We start from the raw sequence: 18,003 nt of genomic DNA, 5'->3' as shown, positions 1-18,003 counted from the left end.
GCTCGTCACGGTATTATTCAGCCGGTTCGGTTTCGGCAGCGGCGCTCTTCTTGGTCGCGCCGCCCAGCAGCGACTTGAGGTCGAACTTGCCGAGCATGGAGCCCTTCTGTCCGGCCTGCTCGATGCTGGCGCCGTCGTCCTCGGTCACGCCGACGATCATGCTGGCGATTTCGCGGATCGGGGTGACCGTCTTCGAGCTCTTGTTGGCTTCGATGAAGGTCTGGCCCAGCTTGGCGGCATTGGCCGCGGCCTTCTGGTCGAACGGGATCTGGAAGTTGATCTTGCGTTCGATCGAGGCCTCGAAATCGGCCTTGCTGATTTCGGCTGCGCCGCTCTGCATCTTGTTGCAGACCACCAGCGGATGCGCCGCCGGGGCGTTCTGCTTCAGCCAGCTGAGGATGCGGATCGTGTCGCGCGCCGAAGCCAGCGTCAGCTCGGTCACCAGTGTCACGACGTTCACTTCCTGCAGCAGGTGCGGGAAGTTGATCAGCATGTTGCGTGGCAGGTCGATGACGGTAGTGTCGAAGGCCTGGCGGAACTCCTCTTCCAGTTGCAGGAAGGCGGTGCCGTCGGTCATCAGCGGCGAATTGATCGGCGCTTCGGCAGACATGATGGCCAGGTTGTCGTTGGCGCGGATCATGGCGCGTTCGATGAACAGGCCGTCGATGCGGCTGGGGTTCTCGATCGCGTCGGTCAGGCCGCGGCCCGGCTCCAGGTCCAGCGCCAGCGCGCCGGTGCCGAAGTGCACGTCGAGGTCCAGCAGCGCGGTCGAGCGCTGGTGTTCGGAAGCGAACAGCCAGGCCAGCGAAGTGGCGAGGGTGGAAGCACCCACACCGCCGCGCGTGCCGACCACTGCGGTGGAGACATGTTCGCGTTCGCCTTCACCCTCGGCATTGCGGGGAGCGGAAAACACGGCCTGCGCCTGCGTCAGCGCGTCGCGCAGCTGGCTGGCCGACAGCGGCTTCAGCAGGTAGTCGTGAATGCCGCTGGCGAGCAGGTCGCGATAGAGGCGCACGTCGTTCACCTGGCCGACGGCGATCACCACCGTGCCGGGCTCGCAGACCTCGGCCAGGGCGTTGATGTCGTTCAGCGGGTCACCGCTTTCCGACAGGTCGACCATCAGGATCGCCGGGCTGGCGGAGATCGAGAGCGACTGGATGGCGTTACGCAGGCCACCCTTGTTGCACTTCTCGGGCGCCCAGCCCATTTCGATCACCACGGGACGCAGCACGTCCAGCGCGTTCTCGTCGCAGATATAGGCGGCAAACGGGTCGCGATTGCCCGTGGCTCCGGTTTTGAAAGGCGAGTTCATCGATCAGTTCCCTTCGGAAGAGGAGACTTGCGGGAGACCACCGGAGCCGGTCGGCTCCTGGTTGCGATAGGAGTCGATTGCGCGGTTGCTGGTCATGATGACCGTGTCACCCGTGCCCTCGGCACCTTCGAGCAGATGCTCCGGATCGGCGATCATCGCGGCCAGGTTGCCGTTCACCGCGCAGCCGAAGCCGTCGGAGGTGTAATTGTCGCGCTCGAAGCCGTAGCCTTCCGACCAGTCCGGGCAGCCCGGGACATGGGCGGTAGAGCGGGTCACCACGACGCGGACATTGCCCGGATCGATATAGCCCTGGGTTACCGGGGCGCCCTCGGCCAGCAGGATGCCGAAGCGTCCGGCCACGGCAGCCACGTCCTCGCGCACGGCGGGATTCTCGACTGCGGTGTCGATGGCAACGCGGTCGCCATAGCCAAGGTCGAGCGTCTCGAACCAGTCGGCGAGGCGGCTCTGCTCGAGACCGTCGAGGCCAGCCTGGCTGGTACGCAGGTCGAGCACGAAGTTGCTACGCTCGACGACCGGCTGGCGGACGCTGTTGAGCGAGTAGTTGTTGGTGGCGTAGTCCGTGCCGCAGGCGGCAAGGCCAAGGCCGAGCGAGATCGCCAGGACAGAGCTGGCAGCGCGTTTGAGGCTGTTGGTCATGGCGATCACTCTCCGTTAGCGATGCTGAAGCCGGGCGTGGGGGCCGCGGCGGTCTGGGTTGCTGCGCCTGCCGGGCTTTCGCCGCCGGCAAGTGCGGTGCCGTTCTGGTCGATCAGGCTGACTTCCGGATTGGCCGGCGCTTCGTTGGCAGCGCGCGGACCCGGACGGGTGGCGCCGTTGACGCCAGCGGTTTCACGACCCAGCAGGAACTGTTCCATGGCGCCAGGCACCTGGAAGCCGTCCGTCGGCAGGTGGATGTCGCGGTCGTCGACCGGACGCACCAGGTACGGCGTGATCACGATGACCAGCTCGGTCTCGCCGCGCTGGAAGCTGGTCGAGCGGAACAGGTTACCGATGATCGGCAGGTCGCCGACGCCCGGAGTCTGGTCGATCGAGTTCTGCGCGTTGTTCGACAGCAGGCCGGCGATCATGATGCTTTCGCCCGAACCCAGCTCCACCGAGGTTTCCGCGCGGCGGATGGTGAGGGCGGGGATCTGGAAGCCGTTCAGCGTCACCGAACCCTGGCTCGAAAGTTCGGAAACTTCCGGACGCACGCGGATCGAGATGCGGCCGTTGGCCAGCACCGTCGGCGTGTAGGCCAGGCTGACACCGAACTTCTTGTATTCGACGGTGGTGGTGCCCAGACCCTGCGACAGCGGGATCGGGAATTCGCCACCGGCGAGGAATTCGGCCGTTTCGCCCGACAGGGCGGTGAGGTTCGGCTGCGACAGCGTGGTCACCAGGCCGCGGGTTTCCCCGAGGTCCAGCGCGCCGGCAATGTCGAGGCCGAGGAATTCACCGATGCCGCCCAGGGTGGTCTGGCCTTCGACCGGGTTGATGGCCGTGCCCGGAATGGTGCCGGTGCAGGTGCCGTCCGGAAGGATCGGCGGAACACAGCCGTCGATCGCGGTGCCCATGCCCAGCGGACCGCCGAGGGCGTTGAACTGTTCGGTCACCGTGCGACCGCGAGCGAGACCGAACTGGAAACCACCGGTACTGTCGATCGTGGTCAGGTTGGCGCCGAGGTTGCGAACCAGCGAGCGGCTGACTTCGGCGAAGCGGACGCGCAGGTTGACCTGCAGCGGCGTCGCCATGCGCAGACGCGAGATGACATTGGCATCGTCACCGACGAAGGCCTGCACCAGGCGTTCGGCTTCCGAGGCATCCTCGGGAGCAGCCACGGTGCCGGTCAGCAGCACGGTGTTGGAGCCCATGGTGGCGACGCGGATGTCGGCTTCCGGCATGGCCAGGCCCAGCATCTGGTCGATGGAGTCGATGTTCGAACCGACGCGGACATTGGCCGACCAGATGATGTCGCCGGCAGCGTTGCTGGCGTAGATCGTGGTCTCACCGCCCGACAGGCCGAAGACATACAGCTGGCGCTGGCTCTTCACCTGCACGTCGGCGACCTGGTCGTTCGACACGAAGATGTCGGCCATGGTGCCGGGAACGGTGATCAGCTCGCCGCGACCGATCGACAGGACGATATCCTGTGCCGGGCTGACGGCGGTCTGGGCACTGGCGGTGCCGGCCGGCACGGCGGCCAGCGGTGCAAGGGCGCAGGCTGCGCTCAGCACGGTCTTGAAAAGGCGGCTCGTCATCGTCTTGCCTTTCGTTTTCGCGTTTATCGGCGAAGTGGATTGGGTGTTCAGTTTGCTCATGGCGATCACCGCAGCGTGGACATGCCGACGGAACCGACACGTGCACCCTGGTTCATGGACTGGCTCTGGCGGTCGAGCAGCGCACCGGCGCCCGTGCCCACCGGGGTCACCACGGTGGTCTGGCCACGGGTTACGCGGACGGTCGGGCCCGAGGGCGTGGCGTCAGCGGATACACCCGGGGTGTAGGCCATGGCCGGCTGGCGATCGTTGTTGCCGCCGTCGCCACCGCGCGGGGGCAGGCTGCGACGCTGGAAGCGCGACACGTCACCGCCGGTCTGGAAGGTGGTGGCACCTTCACCCGGACGCGACATGGCGGCCCGCAGGATGCTCTCTTCTTCCTCGGCGGAAGCATCGTTCGGCAGGTTGACTTCGCCCGCGGCAATGGCGCGTTCGAGTTCGGCCTGGTTGTCGGCGATGGAGCGCAGCGACAGGCTGAGCGTGCCGATGGTCTGGGCCACGGCAATCTTTTCGGCGATGCGCGGCGTCACTTCCATCGTCACCGTACGGAAGGCACGAACCACGGTGCGGCCGTCCTCGGTGGTGGTGGTTTCGGTCGACTGGTCGGTCGCCAGCACGCGCAGGTTGGTAAGGATCGTTTCCGAGGTACGCAGGGCTTCACCCTCGTCGCCGGTGACGGTCTGGGTCAGCACCATGTCCACGCGATCACCCGGGAACACGAAGCCGGCCACACCGGTACGCGCGGACACCGGCACGGTGACGGCACGCATGCCCGGGCCAAGCGCCGCAGCCAGGAAGCCGCGATCTCCAGGCGCTACGAGCGAACCCTGAGTCACCGGTTCACCAGCCGTAATCTGGTGGCGGACAACGGTGCCCAGCAGCGATTCCATGTCGGCCTCGCCATCGATGAAGTAGGCATCCTGCACCAGTTCCTGCGGCCACAGCTGGTAAGCCACGGCATCTGCAGTGATGATGGTGCCGACCGGCAGGCCGCGCTTCGCCACCAGGACCTTCGGGCCCTGCGGTTCGGCTTCGACTGCCGTAGCTTCAGGTGCCGCAGCACCGGCGAACATGCTCCGCGCGGCAAGGGCAGTGCCGACCGCGATGATCAGCGCTCCTACCAGCAGAATAAGCTTCTTCTTGTCCATGGTGCGTCAAGCCCCCTCAGATGGTCCTTGCGTTAAGGTTTCCGCCAGATACGGCGGCATTGGTTAAAATCAGGTTCACTGCGCAGCTCCGGCCATGGCCGAAACCGGCATGTAGAAGGAGCCGAGCACCCACAGGGCGGCCGCCGAGATGGCGACGCCATATGGAATGGCGATGCGGTTCTTCTGGCGGCGCATCACGTTCCAGCCGCCGAAGACCAGGGTGAGGACGCCGCCGAGCAGCGCCATCATCACGATCAGTTTCAGGTACAGTGCCGGGGCGATCCACAGCGCCAGCGCGGTCAGCAACTTGACGTCGCCGCCGCCCATCGCGCGGATGGCAAACAGCACGGAAAGGATGGCGAAGGTGATCACCGCCACGCCCAGCTGCGCCACGATGCTGGTCGGTTCGAACCAGCCGTCGGTGGGCAGGAAGGGGATGCCGGCGGCCCACCAGAAAATCGGGGCGCCCAGCGCGATCGCGCCGTTCAGCCAATTGGCGATACGGCGGCTCTTCAGGTCGGTATAGGCCGCGACCAGCAGTGCAATTGCCAAGGCGGCAAGCAGTCCGTACTTGATTGGATCGTCTAGCATGAAGCCCCCGGTAAATCCCTGTGAGGCTTGTGCTAGCGCGCATGGCTTACCAAAAAGTAACCACACGCAGGAGGTTGGAATTAGCCAAACCATTACCGCAGTCCCCGCGAGCTTCGACCGGAGGGCGATTCCGCCAAGTGCGAAGGAGAGCCTTTGGGAAGCTGCCGACGGTCACAAGATCCGCCGGATCGACTGGGGCGCGCCCGAAGCGGATGCGCCGAAACGCGGTTCCATCCTGTTCATGGCCGGACGCGGCGACGCTTACGAAAAGTATATCGAGGCTTTCGAGCACTGGCGGCTGAACGGCTGGCAGGTGGTCGCCGCCGACTGGCGCGGGCAAGCCGGATCGGGCCGCTTTGGCGCGGACGAGCACACCGGCCATGTCGACGATTTCATGGATTGGGTCGCCGACCTGGCCCACCTGTGGGAAGACTTCGTGACCCATACCGATGGGCCGCACGTGCTGATGGGCCATTCGATGGGCGGGCACCTGGTGCTGCGCGGAGTGATCGAGAAGGCGCTGTCACCCAAGCCCGACGCGCTGGTGATGACCGCGCCCATGCTGGACGTCCATCCCGAATTGATGCCGCTATTCGCCAAGCGCGGCTTTGCCCGGCTGATGGCCAGGCTGCGCGGCGAGAGGCGCGCCGCCTGGGGCAAGGGGGAGAAGCCGATCCAGATCAACAAGCGGCGCCAGAACCTGCTGACCCACGACGACGAGCGCTACCAGGACGAGAAGTGGTGGCGCGAGCATCGGCCCGAACTCAAGCTGGGTGCGGGCAGCTGGGGGTGGGTGCGGGCTTCGTTCGATTCGATCCGCGCCATCCATGCGCGCGGTGCGCCCGAAAGCGTCGACCTGCCCGTGCTGGTGATCGCCACCAGCGAGGACAAGTTGGTCAGCCCGGCAGCCATCCGCGCCGTGCTGGCGCGCCTGCCCGATGCGGAGTCGCTGGTCTTCGGGGCCGAGGCGCGCCACGAGATGCTGCGCGAAGTCGATGACATCCGGAACAAGGTGCTTGCCAAGATCGACGACTTCCTGGAGCGCCGCCTCGGCTGATGGTTGAACACTACGAAATTGCCGTGATCGGGGCCGGCATGGCCGGTGCCAGCATCGCTGCCGAACTGGCGCCGCATGCCCGCGTCGTGCTGTGCGAGGCCGAGGATTACCCCGGCTATCACACCACCGGCCGTTCGGCGGCCTTCTACGAGGAGTGCTACGGCGGCCCCGATGTGGTGCCGCTGACGCTGGCGTCGGGCGACTACCTGCGCGATGGCGGTTTCCTCACTCCGCGCGGCGGCCTCTATGTCGCGCGCGCGGGACAGGCCGAGGCGGTGGACAAGTTCCTCGAGACCTTCCGCGATGCCGGCGTCACCATCGACCGGCTGGACCGCGCCGGGCTGGAGGCGCTGCTGCCGGGCGTGCGCGCGGGCTGGGACCATGCGCTGAGCCAACCCAATTGCGCCGATATCGACGTCGCCGGCCTGCACCAGCACTACCTTGCACGGGCCAAGGCCGGCGGCGTCGACCTGCGTACGCGCCACCGGCTGGAAGCCGCGCAGCGCGATGGCCCGGGCTGGCTGCTGGATTTCGGCGCAGCCGGTGCCTTGCGCGCAGACCTCGTCGTCAATGCGGCGGGTGCTTGGGCCGATCCGGTGGCGCAGCTGTGCGGCGCACAGCCGCTCGGTATCCAGCCGCTGCGGCGCACGGTGGCGCAATTGCGCGTCGACCCGGCACCGCCGGCGGACCTGCCGCTGACGCTCGACATAGCGGGCGATTTCTATTTCCGTCCCGACAACCGCCGCCTGTGGCTCAGTCCGCACGACGAGACGCCGAGCGAGCCCTGCGATGCCGCGCCCGAGGAATACGACGTGGCACTGGCCATCGACCGCTTCGAACAGGTGGTCGACTGGAAGATCGAGGCAGTGGAACGCAAATGGGCGGGCCTGCGCAGCTTCTCGCCCGATCGCCTGCCGGTGTACGGGTGCGATCCGCAGGTCGAGGGCTTCTTCTGGTTCGCCGGACAGGGTGGCTACGGCATCCAGACCGCGCCCGCCGCGGCTCGGTATGGCGCCCAGCTGCTGCTGGGCTTGCCGCGAGACGCCATGACCGAGCGGCTCGATGGCAATCTTTACGAACCCGCGCGTTTTACACCTTTGACGGTATAGCCAAGCGCGACTTTCGCGTTATGGTGCATCGTCAATTCAATTCTAACGGGAGAACCAATCGATGGCTCATCATTTCCAGATCTACAAGGACAAGGCCGGCGAGTTCCGCGTACGTTTCAAGTACAACGACGAGATCATGTTCTCGACCGAGGGCTATGCCTCGAAGTCCAGCGCCAAGAACGCCATCGAGTCGATCAAGAAGAACGGCCCGGGTGCCGACGTCGTCGACGACAGCTAAGCTTTCCTAACGAACCGCGTCGGCCGCATCGGAAGCGAGGCGGTCGGCGCGTTCGTTTTCCGGATGGCCGGCATGGCCCTTGACCCAGTGCCAGTCGATCCGGTGCGGCTCCATCGCCGCTTCCAGCGCCTGCCACAGATCGGCATTGGCCACCGGCTTCTTCGCCGCATTCTTCCAGCCATTCCTGCGCCAACCGTGGATCCACTTGGTGATCCCGTCGATCATGTACTTGCTGTCGGTGTGCAGCGCGATCTCGCAGGGCCTCTTGAGCGCTTTCAGTGCCTCTATGGCCGCTGTCAGTTCCATGCGGTTGTTGGTCGTTTCGGCATCGCTGCCGGACAGTTCCTTTTCCTTGCCGCCGCTGCGCAGGATCGCGCCCCAGCCGCCCGGGCCGGGATTGCCCTTGCAGGCCCCGTCGGTGAAAATCTCTACCTTGGTCATGCGCCGAAAGCTGCCGCCCCTTGCGCGCGGTAGAATTCCAGCCGCCGCACGAAATCCATCGGGTCCTTCTTCGTCACCAGCGCGCCTTCCGGCGTGTCGATCCAGTCGAACGCGCGGCTGGAGATGAAGCGCAGCGTCGCGCCCTGTGCCAGTATCGGCAGCGCCGCGCGTTCGGCTTCGCCCAACAGGCGCTCGCTCTCGTAACCTGCAATCAGGGCATCGCCCACGTCCTGCCGGAAGCCGCGGCCATCGCCGCTGAAGCTCCACGCCGCATGGGTCACGGCAAGGTCGTAGGCCATCGCGTCGTTGCAGGCGAAGTAGAAGTCGATGAGCGCGCTGACCCGGTCGCCCAGCATCAGCACGTTGTCGGGGAACAGGTCCGAATGGATCACCGAGGTCGGCAGGCCCTCCGGCCATTCTCCCGCCACCTGCGCGGCGACATCGATCATCGCGGACAGTGCCGGATCGATCTGTGCCAGCGCCGCTGCTCCGCAGTCCGCCAGCACCTGGGCCGAGGCATCGGGGCCGAGATCGTTCGCGCGGCTGGCCGAAAAATCCTGCGCGGCGGCATGCATCTGCGCCAGCACCTTGCCGACATTGCGGGCCTGGGCCGGCGTCGGCTCGTCGACCGAGACGCCCGGCAGGAATTCGATCAGCGCGACCGCTTTCTCGCCCAGCAGGCGATGCGATGCGCCGTCGCGATCATGGATGGTGTGCGGCACCGGGCAGCCGTGCGCGGCAAGATGGTCCAGCAGGTCGAGGAAGAAGGGCAGGTCCGCCAGTTCGATCCGGCGTTCGTACATGGTCAGGATGAACCGCGTCCGGCCATCCGGGCCGCCGGTAGTCTCGACCAGCCAGTTGGAATTGGAAACGCCCTCGGCAATGCCCTTGGCCGACACCAGCTCGCCGACATCGTACTGGCCGATCAGCGCGGCCAGCGTCTCTGCGGAAAGTTGCGTGTAGACCGCCAAGGCACTTCCTAATCGAGCAACTGGCGCGGCAGCTTGAAGGTCATCTTCTCCTCGGCGGTCTTCACCGTGGATTCCTCTACCGCGCGCCACTCGCGCAGCTGAGCCACCACTTCGCGCACCAGCAGCTCGGGCGCGCTGGCGCCGGCGGTGACGCCAACCGCGCCGACACCGTCGAGCCAGGCGGGATCGATCTCGGATGCGCGCTGGATCAGCTTCGCGTCGGTGCCCATGCGTTCGGCAACCTCGACCAGCCGCAGCGAATTGGACGAATTGGGCGCGCCGATCACCAGCACCAGGTCGCACGAAGGAGCCATGGCTTTCACGGCTTCCTGGCGGTTCGACGTGGCGTAGCAGATGTCCTCCGCCTTGGGCGCGACGATTTGTGGATAGCGCGCCTGCAGGGCCAGCACGATTTCGGCGGTGTCGTCCACCGACAGGGTCGTCTGCGTCAGGAACGACAGGCTGTCTTCCTGCGTGAACGGCAGCGTGGCGACGTCTTCCACGGTTTCGACCAGCGTCATCTGGCCGTCGGGCACCTGGCCCATGGTGCCGATTACCTCGGGATGGCCGGCATGGCCGATGAAGATGATGTGCTGCCCCTTCTCGATCTGGCGTTCCGCCTGACGGTGCACCTTGGACACCAGCGGGCAGGTGGCATCGACATAGATCATCTCGCGTCGTTCGGCCTCGGCCGGCACCGACTTGGGCACGCCGTGGGCGCTGAACACCACCGGCATGTCGTCCGGCACCTCGTCCAGTTCCTCCACGAAGATCGCGCCCTTTTCCTTCAGACCGTCGACCACGAAGCGGTTGTGCACGATTTCGTGACGGACATAGACCGGCGCACCGTATTTCTCGATCGCCTTCTCGACGATCTCGATCGCGCGATCGACACCGGCGCAGAAGCCGCGGGGCGCTGCGATCAACACGGTCAGCGGCTTTTTTTCGCCGGAAGCGGGGTTTTCCTGAAAGGGGGCGTTCATGCAGGCGTCTCTAGCGGTTGTCGGCATAGGGTGAAAGGGCTAGGGAGCGCTCTTTCTGGCGAATGCTTGGACATAAGGAATGGGAATGAACGCTCGGATCGCAATAGTCGCTGCTCTCGCAGGCCTTGCCGCACTGGGCGGTTGCCGCAGCGAAGGCGATATCGTGGTGGAGCAGGGCGTGGGCATCACCGCGCTGCGCTCGGTCTGCCCTGCAGTCGGCGTTCCCGATTTCACTGGCGACGTCACCCTGTTCTCGCCCGCCGATGCCCGCACCGCCGACGCGATTGACGTAACCGCGGCGATTACCAATGTCCGCAGCCAGTGCGACGAGACCGGCGAGCAGGTCTATGCCACTGCCACCTTCGACGTCATCGCTTCGCGCACCAACACGGCCGGTCCGCGCACCGTAACGCTGCCCTATTTTGCCACCGTGACGCGCGGTGGCAACTCGGTGGTGGCGAAGCGTATCGGCACCGTCGAACTCACCTTTGCCCCCGGTCAGGCGCGCGCGCAGGCCAGCGGCACTGCGGGTGCCTATGTCGACCGCGCCGAAGCGACGCTGCCGCCCGAGATTCGCGAACGGATCACGCGACGACGCCGCGCGGGTGACCAGTCGGCCGCCATCGACCCGCTCACCGAGCCCGATGTTCGCGCCGCCATCGCCCGCGCCACTTTCGAGCTGCTGGTCGGCTTCCAGCTGACCGAGGACCAGCTCGCCTACAACGCCACGCGCTGATTGCGCCCTTGAAAAATTGCTGAGTCCCCGCAAAGGCGGGGCCCTGTTGCAGGGAGGCTCCCGCCTGTTCGGGGGCTGATAGTTATATGACCGATACGCTGTACGCCGCCTATGCGGCCAAGATCGATGCCGTGCTCGCCGCGATGGAGGCGGAAGGCAAGCTGCCGCCCGGAACCAGCCGCGCCAATGTGAGCGTGGAGCCGCCGCGCGACCCTTCGCACGGTGATCTGGCGACCAATGCCGCCATGGTGCTGGCGAAGGCCGCCAAGACCAACCCGCGCGCGCTGGCCGAAGCCATCGTGGAGCACCTGCAGCGCGATCCCGCCATCACCTCGGCAGAGATTGCCGGGCCAGGCTTCATCAACCTGCGGCTCGCCCCGCAGAGCTGGACGGACGAGCTTTCCGCCATCGCCGCCATGGGCGACGACTATGGCAAGTCCAGCATGGGCGCTGGCACGCGGGTGAACGTGGAATATGTTTCCGCCAACCCCACCGGGCCGATGCACATGGGCCACTGCCGCGGCGCGGTCGTGGGCGACGCGCTGTCCAGCCTGCTGGAACATGCCGGCCACAAGGTCATCCGCGAATACTACGTCAACGACGCTGGTGGGCAGGTGGATACGCTCGCCCGGTCGGCGCACCTGCGCTATTGCGAGGCGCTGGGTGAGGACATCGGCGAGATTCCCGAAGGCTTCTACCCCGGCGACTACCTCGTTCCGGTAGGCAAGGCTGCCGCCGAGGAATTCGGCGACCGGTTCCAGAACGAGCCGGAACAGGAATGGCTGCCGCTGTTCCGCGCCTTCGCGGTCGAGCGGATGATGGAAGTCATCAAGTCCGACCTCGCGCTGCTGGGCATCGAGCATGACGTCTTCGCTTCCGAGGCGGCCCTGCAGGCGGCGAAGAAGCCCGAAGCCGCCGAAGCCTGGCTGCGTGAGCACGACCTCGTCTACGATGGCGTGCTGGAAAAGCCCAAGGGCAAGACCATCGACGACTGGGAGCCGGTCGAGCTGCCGCTGTTTCGCAGCACGAAGTTTGGCGACGATCAGGATCGCCCGATCAAGAAGTCTGACGGCAAGTGGACCTATTTCGGTGCCGACCTCGCCTATCACATGCAGAAGGCCGAGAACGCCGATGCGCTGATCGATATCTGGGGCGCGGACCATGCCGGTACGGTGAAGCGCATCAAGGCTGCCGTGGCCGCGCTTTCGGAAGGGCAGGGCAAGCCGATCCCCTTCGACGTGAAGCTGGTGCAGATGGTGCAGCTGCTGCGCGATGGCGAACCGGCCAAGATGTCCAAGCGGAGCGGCAACTTCGTCACCATCGCCGACATGGTGGAGGAAGTGGGCAAGGACGTGGTGCGGTTCACCATGCTCACCCGCAAGCCCGAAGCGCAGATGGATTTTGACTTCGCCAAGGTGGTCGAGGCGTCGAAGGACAATCCAGTTTTCTACGTCCAGTATGCCCATGCCCGGATCTGCTCGATCCTGCGCAAGGCGAAGGACGAGGGGCTGGCCCCGGCCGCCGACAAGCTGGACCTGCTGGGCGAGGACGAACTGACCCTGATCAAGGCCGCCGCGCAGTTCCCGCGCGAGGTGGAAGCCGCCGCGCGCGCCCGCGAACCGCACCGCATCGCCTTCTACCTGTATGATCTGGCCGCCGCCTTCCACGCCTTCTGGAACCTCGGCAACGACGACCCGGAAAAGCGCATCATCGTGGCACAGCAGCCTGAACTCTCCGCTGCCCGGCTTTTCCTCGCCACGCAAATAGGGCAGGTAATCCGCAACGGGCTCGGCATATTGGGTGTCGAGGCAGTGGAGGAACTGTAGGCCATGACCTATCCGGCTGGGGATCCGGAGGACGAGAACGGCGAGGCTTTCGAGGCTGCTGAACAGCTTGCGCTGGACGATGGCGACGACGACCTGCCGTGGCTCGAGGACGATGGCTATTACGAAGACGAAGGCGGTTTCGACGCGCGGCTGATCTGGATCGCGCTGATCGGCCTGCTGGTGATCGCGGCGGTCCTGTTCGCGGGCTGGTGGCTGAGCCAGGAAAGTGACGATCCCGAACTGGTTGCCGATGGCAGCACCATCGAAGCGCCCGACGGTCCCTACAAGCAGCGTCCGGAAGATCCCGGCGGCCGCGAGGTCGAGGGGACCGGCGACACCGCTTACCAGGTGGCCGAAGGCGAATCGCAGCGCGGCCGCCTGGCGGATGCCGGCGAGGAAGACCCGCAGCCGAGCATCGACCGCAGTCAGGGCGAAGCGGCCACCCCGGCGGCCCCTGCGGGCACGACCTATGTCCAGATCGGGGCCTTCACCAGCCGCGGCGATGCCAATGCCGCCTGGGTGAGCGCCAGCAACCGCTATGCGGATGCGCTTGCGCGCATGGACTACCGCGTGCTGGAGGCGCAGGTGAACGGCGCGACCGTCTACCGTTTGCAGGCGGTGGCACCCAACCAGGCAGCTGGCGAAGCGGCCTGCCGCGCCATCCGTAACGCAGGCGGGGACTGCTACATCCGCTAAGGCGGGCGTTTTCCCCGATGGGTAGCGCCATCGCACTTGCACCTTGGCAAGCTTTTCGGCCTATTCTGAGCGGATGACGCCCGCGATCTTCAGCCTCTCCGGCCCGGTTCTGACGGCGGACGAGCGCGCCCTGTTCAAACAGGCGCAACCGGCGGGCTACATCCTGTTCGGGCGCAACGTCGAAAACCGCGAGCAACTGCGCGCGCTGACCGATTCCCTGCGCGACCTGCATGGCAGCGAGAACCTGCTGATCAGCATCGACCAGGAAGGCGGTCGCGTCGCGCGGATGAAGCCGCCCGAGTGGGACGCCTATCCCGCACCCGGCCTCTTCGCCAAGCTGTACGACCTCGCGCCGGCCAGCGCGATCCAGGCTATCCGCGCCAATGCGCAACTGCTGGCGGCGGACCTTGCCGAGGTCGGTATCACGGTGGACTACCATCCGGTGCTCGATATCCCGGTGGAGGGCGCGCACGACGTGATCGGCGACCGCGCGCTGGGGCGTGAGCCGATGCAGGTGGCGGCGCTGGGTCGCGCCACGCTGGACGGGCTAGCGCGCGGCGGCGTGGTGGGGTGCATCAAGCACATGCCGGGCCATGGCCGCGCCATGGTCGACAGCCACAAGGACCTGCCCACCGTCACCGCCAGCGAGGAAGAGCTGGCCACCGACATCGCGCCGTTCCGCAAGCTGGCCGACGCACCGATGGCGATGACCGCGCATATCCGCTTCACCGCCTGGGATGCGCAGAACCCCGCGACCCAGTCAGAATTCGTGATCTCCGAGATCATCCGCAAGCGGATCGGTTTTGCCGGACTGCTGTTGTCCGACGATATCGACATGGAGGCACTCGAGGGCAGCATTCCGGAACGCTCCGAACGTGCCATCGCGGCGGGCTGCGATCTGGTGCTCAATTGCTGGGGCAAGCTGGACGACATGGCAGCCACGGCGGAGCGCCTGCCCGATGCTTCCGAAGATACCTTGCAGCGGCTGGAGCGCGCCATGGCCGGTGCCGGCACGGTCAGCGACGACACGCCGCGTGCCGAACTGCTCGCCGCGCGTGACAGCCTGCTCGAACTGATGGCGGAGCGGGCATGACCGAAGACGGCAACAACCTCGTCCCGCACAACGAAACGGGTGACCTGCTGGAAGGCGGCACCCTGCCCAGGGATAATGCGCCAGAGCAGCACGAGGACGAATGGCAGGGCATCGCCGCGCCCGGCACGTCGGACAAGAACGCGCTCTACCTGGAACTGGACGGCTGGGAAGGCCCGCTCGACATGCTGCTGGACCTGGCGCGGCGGCAGAAGGTCGATCTCAAGTCGATCTCCATCCTTGCGCTGGTCGACCAGTACATCGCCTATATCGAGCGCGCCGAGGCGCTGAAGCTGGAAATTGCAGCCGATTACCTGGTGATGGCGGCGTGGCTGGCTTACCTGAAGTCCGCCCTGCTGCTGCCCAAGGACGAGCAGGAAGATCCCTCGCCGGAAGAACTGGCACTCAAGCTGCAGCTACGGCTGCAACGGCTGGGCGCGATGCGCGAGGCTGGCGCCCGGCTGATGGCGCGCGACCGGCTGGGCCGCGACGTCTTTGCGCGCGGCGCGCCGGAAGGGCTGAAGATCCTCAAGAAGAACCACTGGCAGTGCGACTGGTACAGCCTGGTGCATGCCTATGGGCAGGTGAAGCTGCGCAGCGAGCCGGTGGTGCACATGGTTGCCAATCGCCCGGTGATGACGCTCGAATCGGCGCTGGACCGGGTCTCGGCCATGCTCGGCGTTTCGCTCGACTGGATGGAGATCCGCACCTTCCTGCCGGGCGATGCCGGACCGCGCCTGAAGCGTTCGGCGCTCGCCTCCAGCTTTGTTGCCGCGCTGGAACTGGCGCGGCTGGGCAAGGCGGAAATCCGGCAGGAAGAAACCTTCGGGCCGCTGCACCTGCGGCGGGTGAAAGCCAATGCCTGAAGCCGAGACCGAGGCGATGTCCGATGAACAGCGGGTCGAGGCGGACGATCTGGTCCGGGCGGTGGAGGCCTGCCTCTTCGCCTCGGAAGAGCCGCTGACGCGCGAGCAGATCAGCGCGCACCTTGGCGGAGCGGAGGTGAAGGACGCGCTGGCCACCCTGGCAGAGCACTATTCGGAGCGCGGCATCCACCTCGTCGAGCGTGGCAAGCGCTGGCATTTCGAGACCGCGCCCGACCTGGCGCACCTGCTGCGGCGGGAAAAGGAACAGCTGCGCCGCCTGAGTCGCGCCGCGACCGAGGTCCTGGCGATCATCGCCTATCACGAGCCGGTCAGCCGCGCCGAGATCGAGGCGATCCGCGGCGTGCAGACCAGCGGTGGCACGCTGGACGTGCTGATGGAGGCGGGCTGGGTGCGGATTGCCGGACGGCGCGAGGTGCCCGGTCGCCCGGTGATTTACGCGACGACTCCCGAATTCCTCACCCACTTCGGGCTTTCCAGCCGCAAGGACCTGCCCGGATTGGCAGAACTCAAGGCATCCGGCCTGCTCGACCCGGTCGAGGATGCCTACGACGACATGATGGCCGAGCGTTCCGAGGAGCAGGATTCCGGAGACGACGAGCCGGAAGAGGCCGAATATGCGCCCGAAGACGAGGGCGATCCTGAGGATACGCTGGAAAACCCCGGCGAAAGCGCCTAACTTGGTCTCCAACACATTCGGAGATAATTCGTGGGTAGCATTGGACCAGTACAGCTTCTGATCATCGCGCTGGTGATCCTCGTGCTCTTCGGGCGCGGTCGGATCAGCGAGATGATGGGTGATTTCGGCAAGGGCGTGAAGAGCTTCCGCCAGGGCATGAGCGACGAGGCCAAGGGCGAATCCGAAGCCAAGCCTGCTGCCAAGATCGAAGGCCCGGCGCAGGAAGCTGCGCCGGCTGCCGAAACGGCCGAGAATGCCCCGGCGGGCGACAAGACCGCTTCCTGACAACTCCTGACGGGCGCCATTGATGTTCGATATCGGCGCGACCGAATTGCTGCTTATCGTTGTGGTGGCGATCCTGGTGATCGGCCCCAAGGATATGCCGCTGGCCATGCGCACTGCTGGCCGGTGGATCGGCAAGGTACGCAAGATGTCCGGCCACTTCCGCGCCGGTCTCGACGCCATGGTGCGCGAGGCCGAGCTGGAGGACATGGAGAAGAAGTGGAAAGCGCAGAACGAGAAGATCATGCGCGAACATCCCGAAGGGGCGCCGGCAGAAATGGAACCGACCGGTGCCTATCCGCCGGAAAAGGCCGCCGAGCTGAAGCGGCTGGCCAAGGAACAGGCCGCCGCCAACGAGGCGCTGGCGAAGGCGCAGGCAGAGGCGGACGCCGAAGTGGCGGCCAAGGGCAGTTCGGCCGAGGCAGCCGCTCCCAAGGCAGAGCCGTCCGCGCCCAAGCAGGCGGATAGCTGAGCCATGGCCTTCAAGATCAAGGATCTCGACGACACCCAGGCCCCGCTGATGGATCACCTGATCGAGCTGCGCGGGCGGTTGGTGAGGGCGGTCATGGCCCTCGTGGTGGCCTTCGTCGTCTGCTTCTACTTCGCTGACGAGATTTTCGGCCTGCTGGTGCGCCCGCTTACCGCCGCCTTCCCGGAGGGCGAGGGGCGGCTGGTCTACACCCAGCTCTACGGTGCCTTTTTCGTGGAGATCAAGGTGGCGCTGTTCGCCGCTTTCCTGCTGGCCTTCCCGATTATCGCCAACCAGATCTGGGCCTTCATTGCGCCCGGCCTCTACGCGCGCGAAAAGCGGGCTTTCCTGCCGTTCCTGATCGCCACGCCGCTGCTCTTCGCGGCAGGTGCAAGCCTGGCCTATTTCGTGGTGATGCCGCTGGCCTTCCCGTGGTTCCTTGGTTTCCAGGGCGAGCTGGGCGGCCTGCCGGCGGAAGCCTTGCCCGAGATGGGGCAATACCTCGACCTGGTGATGCGCTTCATCCTGGCCTTCGGTGCCAGCTTCCTGCTGCCGGTATTGCTGATGCTGCTGAACCGCGCAGGCCTGGTCTCGCGCAGCCAGCTGGTGTCGGCGCGAAAGTACGTGATCGTGCTGGTCTTCGCACTTGCCGCGATCATCACCCCGCCGGACGTGATCTCGCAGCTGGTGCTGGCTGCGCCGCTGATCCTGCTGTTCGAAGGCTCGCTGATGCTGATGCTGATGACCGAGCGCCGCGATGCCAAGCTGGCTGCGAATGGCGAGGATGCTTCAGCCGAACCGGAAACGGAAAAGCCCGACTAGGGCGATCCCGGAGAATTACCGCAGATATGAAAACGGGGCCACGCGGGCCCCGTCTTGCGATCAGTCTGTAAGGCTAGCTTACGGGCTGGTCGGCAGCGTGTCGTCGTCACCACCCAGGGCAACGGCAATGCCGGCTGCAATCGCGATAGCGGCGAGGATCGCCAGGATCGTACCTTCATCGGTACCGCCACCGCCCTGTTCAGCCTGTTCGACCGGCGCGGCGTCACGCTCTGCAGCAGCACCCTGCGCGAGGACCGGCGTCGCGATCAGAGCGACGGACGCAGCAACGGTGGTGAAAAGCTTCTTCGTCATGAACTCAGTACCCTTTTGCATTCCAACCTTGATAATGCCTCTAAACCATCCTTGTTGCAATGGCGAGACACAAAAATATGG

At 65.8% G+C, this 18,003-nt stretch carries 21 protein-coding genes; 12 read left to right on the top strand and 9 right to left on the bottom strand.

Annotated elements, in window-relative coordinates; all coding sequences use genetic code 11:
• Positions 1 to 13 precede the first annotated feature (13 nt).
• The 5 genes from OZN62_RS05945 to OZN62_RS05925 form a co-directional block, all read right to left on the bottom strand.
• The gene (locus OZN62_RS05945) at positions 14 to 1,312 is read right to left on the bottom strand and encodes a pilus assembly protein CpaE (protein ID WP_269101868.1); all 1,299 of its coding nucleotides are present in this window, start codon (positions 1,310 to 1,312) and stop codon (positions 14 to 16) included.
• A gap of 3 nt (positions 1,313 to 1,315) precedes the next feature.
• On the bottom strand, positions 1,316 to 1,969 hold the full coding sequence (locus tag OZN62_RS05940) for a CpaD family pilus assembly protein (protein WP_269101866.1): 654 nt from the start codon (positions 1,967 to 1,969) through the stop codon (positions 1,316 to 1,318).
• A 5-nt stretch (positions 1,970 to 1,974) separates the two neighbouring features.
• Complete coding sequence (locus OZN62_RS05935; protein WP_269101864.1) at positions 1,975 to 3,570, bottom strand: type II and III secretion system protein family protein; 1,596 nt, start codon at positions 3,568 to 3,570, stop codon at positions 1,975 to 1,977.
• Positions 3,571 to 3,635: 65 nt separating this feature from the next.
• Positions 3,636 to 4,736, bottom strand: a complete 1,101-nt coding sequence (gene cpaB / locus OZN62_RS05930) for a Flp pilus assembly protein CpaB (RefSeq protein WP_269101862.1) — start codon at positions 4,734 to 4,736, stop codon at positions 3,636 to 3,638.
• 75 nt (positions 4,737 to 4,811) lie between these two features.
• Positions 4,812 to 5,327, bottom strand: coding sequence for an A24 family peptidase (locus OZN62_RS05925; RefSeq protein WP_269101860.1), 516 nt, complete (start codon positions 5,325 to 5,327; stop codon positions 4,812 to 4,814).
• Positions 5,328 to 5,406: 79 nt separating this feature from the next.
• On the opposite strand from OZN62_RS05925, the gene OZN62_RS05920 reads away from it, so the two are divergent.
• The 3 genes from OZN62_RS05920 (at position 5,407) to OZN62_RS05910 (ending at position 7,731) form a co-directional block, all read left to right on the top strand.
• Positions 5,407 to 6,384, top strand: a complete 978-nt coding sequence (locus OZN62_RS05920) for an alpha/beta hydrolase (RefSeq protein ID WP_330848770.1) — start codon at positions 5,407 to 5,409, stop codon at positions 6,382 to 6,384.
• Positions 6,384 to 7,493 (top strand): NAD(P)/FAD-dependent oxidoreductase, encoded by a 1,110-nt coding sequence (locus OZN62_RS05915; protein ID WP_269101859.1) that lies wholly within the window; start codon positions 6,384 to 6,386, stop codon positions 7,491 to 7,493. Before OZN62_RS05920 ends, OZN62_RS05915 begins: the two co-directional genes overlap by 1 nt.
• A gap of 61 nt (positions 7,494 to 7,554) precedes the next feature.
• Positions 7,555 to 7,731 carry a YegP family protein gene (locus OZN62_RS05910; RefSeq protein WP_269101858.1) on the top strand — a complete coding sequence of 59 codons (177 nt, stop codon included), beginning with the start codon at positions 7,555 to 7,557 and terminating at the stop codon, positions 7,729 to 7,731.
• 6 nt (positions 7,732 to 7,737) lie between these two features.
• On the opposite strand, the gene rnhA is transcribed toward OZN62_RS05910, so the two are convergent.
• The 3 genes from rnhA to ispH are packed head-to-tail and all read right to left on the bottom strand — an operon-like array spanning position 7,738 to position 10,126.
• Complete coding sequence (gene rnhA, locus OZN62_RS05905) at positions 7,738 to 8,172, bottom strand: ribonuclease HI (protein WP_269101857.1); 435 nt, start codon at positions 8,170 to 8,172, stop codon at positions 7,738 to 7,740.
• Positions 8,169 to 9,143 carry a homoserine kinase gene (gene thrB / locus OZN62_RS05900; RefSeq protein WP_269101856.1) on the bottom strand — a complete coding sequence of 325 codons (975 nt, stop codon included), beginning with the start codon at positions 9,141 to 9,143 and terminating at the stop codon, positions 8,169 to 8,171. Before thrB ends, rnhA begins: the two co-directional genes overlap by 4 nt.
• An 8-nt stretch (positions 9,144 to 9,151) precedes the next feature.
• A complete protein-coding gene (gene ispH / locus OZN62_RS05895; protein WP_269101854.1) occupies positions 9,152 to 10,126 on the bottom strand; it encodes a 4-hydroxy-3-methylbut-2-enyl diphosphate reductase in 975 nt (324 codons plus the stop codon).
• Positions 10,127 to 10,211: 85 nt separating this feature from the next.
• Here ispH and OZN62_RS05890 point away from each other — a divergent pair, with 85 nt between their 5' ends.
• The 9 genes from OZN62_RS05890 (at position 10,212) to tatC (ending at position 17,610) form a co-directional block, all read left to right on the top strand.
• The gene (locus OZN62_RS05890; RefSeq protein ID WP_269101852.1) at positions 10,212 to 10,862 is read left to right on the top strand and encodes a hypothetical protein; all 651 of its coding nucleotides are present in this window, start codon (positions 10,212 to 10,214) and stop codon (positions 10,860 to 10,862) included.
• A gap of 86 nt (positions 10,863 to 10,948) precedes the next feature.
• Entirely contained in the window at positions 10,949 to 12,688 is a 1,740-nt protein-coding gene (gene argS / locus OZN62_RS05885; protein WP_269101851.1) for an arginine--tRNA ligase, read from the top strand.
• A gap of 3 nt (positions 12,689 to 12,691) precedes the next feature.
• Positions 12,692 to 13,384, top strand: a complete 693-nt coding sequence (locus tag OZN62_RS05880) for an SPOR domain-containing protein (protein ID WP_269101849.1) — start codon at positions 12,692 to 12,694, stop codon at positions 13,382 to 13,384.
• Between the two features lie 73 nt (positions 13,385 to 13,457).
• The gene (gene nagZ, locus OZN62_RS05875) at positions 13,458 to 14,477 is read left to right on the top strand and encodes a beta-N-acetylhexosaminidase (protein WP_269101847.1); all 1,020 of its coding nucleotides are present in this window, start codon (positions 13,458 to 13,460) and stop codon (positions 14,475 to 14,477) included.
• Positions 14,474 to 15,340 carry a segregation and condensation protein A gene (locus OZN62_RS05870; protein WP_269101846.1) on the top strand — a complete coding sequence of 289 codons (867 nt, stop codon included), beginning with the start codon at positions 14,474 to 14,476 and terminating at the stop codon, positions 15,338 to 15,340. Before nagZ ends, OZN62_RS05870 begins: the two co-directional genes overlap by 4 nt.
• Positions 15,333 to 16,037, top strand: coding sequence for an SMC-Scp complex subunit ScpB (gene scpB / locus OZN62_RS05865; protein WP_269101845.1), 705 nt, complete (start codon positions 15,333 to 15,335; stop codon positions 16,035 to 16,037). The genes OZN62_RS05870 and scpB overlap by 8 nt, the downstream gene beginning before the upstream one ends.
• Positions 16,038 to 16,067: 30 nt before the next feature.
• Positions 16,068 to 16,322 carry a twin-arginine translocase TatA/TatE family subunit gene (gene tatA / locus OZN62_RS05860; protein WP_269101844.1) on the top strand — a complete coding sequence of 85 codons (255 nt, stop codon included), beginning with the start codon at positions 16,068 to 16,070 and terminating at the stop codon, positions 16,320 to 16,322.
• Between the two features lie 22 nt (positions 16,323 to 16,344).
• Positions 16,345 to 16,791 (top strand): Sec-independent protein translocase protein TatB, encoded by a 447-nt coding sequence (gene tatB / locus OZN62_RS05855; protein ID WP_269101843.1) that lies wholly within the window; start codon positions 16,345 to 16,347, stop codon positions 16,789 to 16,791.
• Between the two features lie 3 nt (positions 16,792 to 16,794).
• Positions 16,795 to 17,610, top strand: a complete 816-nt coding sequence (gene tatC / locus OZN62_RS05850) for a twin-arginine translocase subunit TatC (protein WP_269101842.1) — start codon at positions 16,795 to 16,797, stop codon at positions 17,608 to 17,610.
• A gap of 78 nt (positions 17,611 to 17,688) precedes the next feature.
• On the opposite strand, the gene OZN62_RS05845 is transcribed toward tatC, so the two are convergent.
• Positions 17,689 to 17,922 carry a hypothetical protein gene (locus tag OZN62_RS05845; RefSeq protein ID WP_269101841.1) on the bottom strand — a complete coding sequence of 78 codons (234 nt, stop codon included), beginning with the start codon at positions 17,920 to 17,922 and terminating at the stop codon, positions 17,689 to 17,691.
• Positions 17,923 to 18,003: the final 81 nt, after the last annotated feature.

The sequence above is a fragment of the Aurantiacibacter sp. MUD11 genome (genome assembly GCF_026967575.1).
Lineage (GTDB): Bacteria > Pseudomonadota > Alphaproteobacteria > Sphingomonadales > Sphingomonadaceae > Alteraurantiacibacter.
Note: the sequence above shows the minus strand (reverse complement) of the source record. Positions and strands in the feature narration are given on the sequence as shown.

Bases quoted from the DNA above. Each gene is read 5' to 3' on its own strand.
- OZN62_RS05935 (WP_269101864.1), bottom strand. From the start codon at position 3,570: ATGACGAGCCGCCTTTTCAAGACCGTGCTGAGCGCAGCCTGCGCCCTT.
- OZN62_RS05940 (WP_269101866.1), bottom strand. From the start codon at position 1,969: ATGACCAACAGCCTCAAACGCGCTGCCAGCTCTGTCCTGGCGATCTCG.
- rnhA (WP_269101857.1), bottom strand. From the start codon at position 8,172: ATGACCAAGGTAGAGATTTTCACCGACGGGGCCTGCAAGGGCAATCCC.
- tatB (WP_269101843.1), top strand. From the start codon at position 16,345: ATGTTCGATATCGGCGCGACCGAATTGCTGCTTATCGTTGTGGTGGCG.
- OZN62_RS05890 (WP_269101852.1), top strand. From the start codon at position 10,212: ATGAACGCTCGGATCGCAATAGTCGCTGCTCTCGCAGGCCTTGCCGCA.
- ispH (WP_269101854.1), bottom strand. From the start codon at position 10,126: ATGAACGCCCCCTTTCAGGAAAACCCCGCTTCCGGCGAAAAAAAGCCG.
- OZN62_RS05925 (WP_269101860.1), bottom strand. From the start codon at position 5,327: ATGCTAGACGATCCAATCAAGTACGGACTGCTTGCCGCCTTGGCAATT.
- scpB (WP_269101845.1), top strand. From the start codon at position 15,333: ATGCCTGAAGCCGAGACCGAGGCGATGTCCGATGAACAGCGGGTCGAG.
- nagZ (WP_269101847.1), top strand. From the start codon at position 13,458: ATGACGCCCGCGATCTTCAGCCTCTCCGGCCCGGTTCTGACGGCGGAC.
- OZN62_RS05910 (WP_269101858.1), top strand. From the start codon at position 7,555: ATGGCTCATCATTTCCAGATCTACAAGGACAAGGCCGGCGAGTTCCGC.
- OZN62_RS05880 (WP_269101849.1), top strand. From the start codon at position 12,692: ATGACCTATCCGGCTGGGGATCCGGAGGACGAGAACGGCGAGGCTTTC.
- OZN62_RS05915 (WP_269101859.1), top strand. From the start codon at position 6,384: ATGGTTGAACACTACGAAATTGCCGTGATCGGGGCCGGCATGGCCGGT.
- OZN62_RS05945 (WP_269101868.1), bottom strand. From the start codon at position 1,312: ATGAACTCGCCTTTCAAAACCGGAGCCACGGGCAATCGCGACCCGTTT.
- tatC (WP_269101842.1), top strand. From the start codon at position 16,795: ATGGCCTTCAAGATCAAGGATCTCGACGACACCCAGGCCCCGCTGATG.
- cpaB (WP_269101862.1), bottom strand. From the start codon at position 4,736: ATGGACAAGAAGAAGCTTATTCTGCTGGTAGGAGCGCTGATCATCGCG.
- OZN62_RS05845 (WP_269101841.1), bottom strand. From the start codon at position 17,922: ATGACGAAGAAGCTTTTCACCACCGTTGCTGCGTCCGTCGCTCTGATC.
- OZN62_RS05870 (WP_269101846.1), top strand. From the start codon at position 14,474: ATGACCGAAGACGGCAACAACCTCGTCCCGCACAACGAAACGGGTGAC.
- argS (WP_269101851.1), top strand. From the start codon at position 10,949: ATGACCGATACGCTGTACGCCGCCTATGCGGCCAAGATCGATGCCGTG.